Annotated in this window: 2 protein-coding genes; both read left to right on the top strand. The window is 67.4% G+C overall.

The window, feature by feature from the left end:
* The first annotated feature begins 143 nt into the window (after positions 1–143).
* On the top strand, positions 144–1,757 hold the full coding sequence (gene istA, locus ACZY0Y_RS19765; protein WP_463959924.1) for an IS21 family transposase: 1,614 nt from the start codon (positions 144–146) through the stop codon (positions 1,755–1,757).
* Positions 1,757–2,524, top strand: a complete 768-nt coding sequence (locus ACZY0Y_RS19760) for an ATP-binding protein (RefSeq protein ID WP_463959923.1) — start codon at positions 1,757–1,759, stop codon at positions 2,522–2,524. Before istA ends, ACZY0Y_RS19760 begins: the two co-directional genes overlap by 1 nt.
* The last annotated feature ends 116 nt before the right edge of the window (positions 2,525–2,640 follow it).

The following is a 2,640-nucleotide window of genomic DNA, read 5'->3' as shown; positions in this document are numbered from 1 at the left end:
TGCCAGATAGCGTGAGTTGGTACCGGTAGTCCGAGTTGTTGGTACTGCGTTTCCGTGAAGTTGGTACTGCCGTGGCCTGTGGGTGCTGTGCTGTGGGTGAGGCGGTGCATTGGGCGCCGCCTCTTCCTATGTGAGGAGGCAGCATGGCCGATTTCAAGGCCATCATGACGCTGGCCGTCGCCGGGCGCAGCTATGACGAGATCGTCGCGGCGGCAGGGTGTTCACGCCGTGACGTGGCCACGGCGAAGAAAGCGATTGCGGCCTACGGCTTCACCGCCGGACAGATCGGGGCGATGTCCCCGCAGGAGATCGCCCGGTTGTTTCCCGATGGCCGCAAGAGGGTCACGGAGTCCTACGAACGCCCGGATTTTGATCGGGTGCTGGCCTCTATGAGGGAGAACCGGCACTTCACCCTCCAGCAGGCCTGGAGCAGGTATCTGGCCTCGAGCACCGCGAACGGCGGGAAGAAGTACGGGTACTCGCAGTATTGCGCCCTGTTCGCCGAGCATGCCCGGGTGACCGATGTGGTGGCGACGCTGCACCACGAGCCGGGCCGGGCGATGCTGGTGGACTGGGCCGGGGACACCCTGGAAGTCGTGGACGCGGTCACCGGGGAGGTGACCGGGGTCTACCTGTTCGTGGCGGTGCTGCCGTATTCCGGGGCGGTGTTCTGCCATGGGTACACGGACATGACATCGGCGTCCTGGATTGCCGCTCACGTGGCGGCCTTCTCGTTCTACGGTGGGGTCCCGCAGTTGGTGGTTCCGGATAATCCGGCGACCTCGACCCACCGGCCGAAGCGGGGCGAGTCGGCCCGGGTGCTCAACGCCCGGTACCAGCAGCTGGCCGAGCACTATTCGACGGGGATCGTGCCGGCCCGGGTGAAACGCCCCCGCGACAAGGCCGCGGCCGAGTCGGCGGTGAACGTGGTGAACAAGCGGGTGATCGGCTATCTGGCCGAGGAGGTCTTCACCACGGTGCAGGCCCTGAACGCGGCGATCGAGGCCCGGCTGGTCGAGATCAACGAGCAGATCCCCCGGGCCGATGGCACCACCCGGTGGGAACGCTTCACCGCCGATGAGGCCCGCCTGCTCCAGGCGCTGCCGGCCGACGGGTTCGACACGGTGGAATGGAAGCAGCTCAAGGTCGGACGGAACTACCACGTCAGCTGCGATTCCCAGCATTACTCGGTGCCCTACACGTATGCCGGGCAGCTGCTGCGGGTCCGGGTCACCTCCACGACGGTGACCGTCTTCGACGGGGACCAGGTCATCTGCGAGCACGCCCGACGGCAGGGCCGGAAAGGCCAGTATTCCACCGATGTCGCGCATGCCCCGACCCGGCACCGGGGTATCGACGGGCTGTGGTCCAAGCGGTGGTTCACGGACCGCGCCCGGGGCTTCGGGCCAGCCACCGAGGCGGTCATCGCCGGGATCATCGACCGACACGCTGTGGAGGCCCAAGGCTATCTGGACTGCCAGAACATTCTGGAGTCCCTGGGCAAGCGGAACAAGGCCCGCCTGGAGGCCGCCTGCCAGGTCCTGCTCGACACCGGTCAGGGCCCGGGAACCTACAGCACGATCAAGCGGATCATGGCCACCATCGACTCCGACACCAAGAAGCCCAGAACGGTCACACCGGCGGCGGCCACCCGCAAACCCGCCGCCGGCGCCGACCCCGGCGCCGGCCTCGGGGCCGCGGTGCACGTGCGCTCGGCCGAGCACTACCGGCGCGGCGGCCAGGGAGGCGAGGGCTGATGTTCACCAGCGAGGACCATGAGAAATTCCGGGCCCTGCGCATCGCGCACCTGGCCGTGCGGTTCGAGGAACTGATCACCGACGAGGCCAATGACGAGCTCACTCCCGAGCAGATCTTCCTCACCGCCGTGGACGACGCCCTCGAACAGCGCCGGGCCCACCGGATCGACAAGCTCATCCGGGCCGCAAGGTTCCCCATCCCGCAGGCCTCGGTCGCCGAGATCAACTACCAGGAAGGACGCGGGATCACCCCGGTGCGGATGAAGCGCTATGCCGCCCACCAATGGCGCCAGGACCCCACGAACCTGCTGGTCATCTCACCGACCGGTGGTGGCAAGACCTACCTGGCCTGCGCGATCGGGATCGCCGCCTGCCAGAGCGGACACACCGTCGCCTTCACCCGGATGGACGACCTCGCCCGCCGGTTGGTCATCGCCCGCGGTGACGGCATCGGCCACCAGAAGCTGCTCAACGAACTCTCGGACGTGGACCTGCTGGTCATCGATGACTTCCTCACCGTGGGCATCGACCCCGAAGCGGCCAACGACCTCTTTGCGGTCCTGGCCAACCGGGAACACCGCCTGCCCACGCTCATCGCCTCGCAGTCCGGCCCGGCCTACTGGGTCGAGGCCCTACCGGACCGGGTGGCCGCGGACTCGATCGTGAACCGGCTGGCCAACAACGCCCGCCAGCTCAACCTCGGCGACGTGGACATGCGACGGCTCCGCGACGACAGGGCCCGGGCTCAACCGGACCACTGGGAATAGACCCCACCCAGGACGTGGTGCCGGCCCCGAGCGGACATGCGGAGGGCCGGTACCAAGTTCCCGGAATGCCGGTACCAACCATCCAGACCAGCGGTACCAACTGAAGCTATCTGTCA

It is taken from the genome of Pseudarthrobacter kochi (assembly GCF_055412805.1).
Note: the sequence above shows the minus strand (reverse complement) of the source record. Positions and strands in the feature narration are given on the sequence as shown.

Excerpts from the sequence above, each read along its gene's own strand:
- istA (WP_463959924.1), top strand. The coding sequence starts at position 144 with ATGGCCGATTTCAAGGCCATCATGACGCTGGCCGTCGCCGGGCGCAGC.
- ACZY0Y_RS19760 (WP_463959923.1), top strand. The coding sequence starts at position 1,757 with ATGTTCACCAGCGAGGACCATGAGAAATTCCGGGCCCTGCGCATCGCG.